Source organism: Streptococcus sp. DD10, assembly GCF_001578805.1.
Lineage (GTDB): Bacteria > Bacillota > Bacilli > Lactobacillales > Streptococcaceae > Streptococcus.
On the sequence record NZ_KQ969179.1, the window covers coordinates 1 to 1,040 of the forward strand.

Here is a 1,040-nt window from a genome sequence, read left to right on the forward strand (position 1 = left end):
TCCTTCATCTTGTCTCCTTTCCTGCAACAAAAAAGCACCTAGAAAAACTGGGTGCTTAGGATATAGGTGGGACGGGACTTCCCCACTTTTCAGATACCTTTTCAGGTGTGTAGTTCCCGATGTTTTTCTACTTCTATTCCTCACCTATATTATACACCTTTTTATCAATAAAATCATGTTTTTTAGACTTTTTGACAATTTTTTTCAGCCTCTTATTGTTTTTCTTCCCATCTCGTCTCATAAAGTGAACAACCGTTTGCCCTTCTTTATTCATGATAGTAGCTTCTAAAAATCTATTTTTATCTGATTTCGCATTCAACAAGAATGTATCTTTTCCCATACGAATATCAGTCGCCAAAAAGTCAGGAGAAGAAATCAAGCTAGGTAAAAATGCAAAATCTGCCTCTACCACCTGCCCCCTATGCTCAGTCAGAATATAAGACAGCATGTGGTCAGTTATAGACACCATAGAATTACCAAAATTTTCTAAAATCGGATGAGAGACCAATCGCCCAACGTTATAACTCTCTTTAAATAAAGATTGCAACTCAGCTCTGGCGACATTAGGATTATTAACGATTGTTCCAAATGCCTTAGAAACGTCCTCCTGCAACTCCATAACAGAACCTTTCTCCCCCTCTATCTTCTCCCACATCTTAACACGCTCAGAATAAGGTGCAGTCGTACAGCGACAATGAGGGTGGAAAGGCGCCGCATTGTGACCAGCTACCATTTCAGAAGTTTTAAAGTGTTCACCATCAAAAGGGGCGCATATATCACAAGCCCCTGCTTCAGCTAACACCTGATACTCTTCTATGTCATTCGCATTGTAATTTGCTTTCTGCGCTTCTGAATACACCCGTGCCGTTTCCGTTACAGCCAACCGTCTAGCATAGTTGTAAGAAGTTTTAAATTCCTTTTGAAGCTGTTTGATTAGTATATCAGCACCTTTACCACGAAGAACAGCATCTTGTACACCTTTTCTTACAACATCACGAAGCACATTTTGCCTATCCCATATATTGCTCGACCAACTAGCA

The 1,040-nt window shown here is 40.0% G+C and carries 1 protein-coding gene; it reads right to left on the minus strand.

Features of this window, described 5'->3' with window-relative positions; translation table 11 throughout:
• Window positions 1-133 precede the first annotated feature (133 nt).
• Window positions 134-1,040, minus strand: a 907-nt coding sequence (locus STRDD10_RS09925) for a minor capsid protein (RefSeq protein ID WP_197458343.1), incomplete at its 5' end; no start/stop codon positions are given.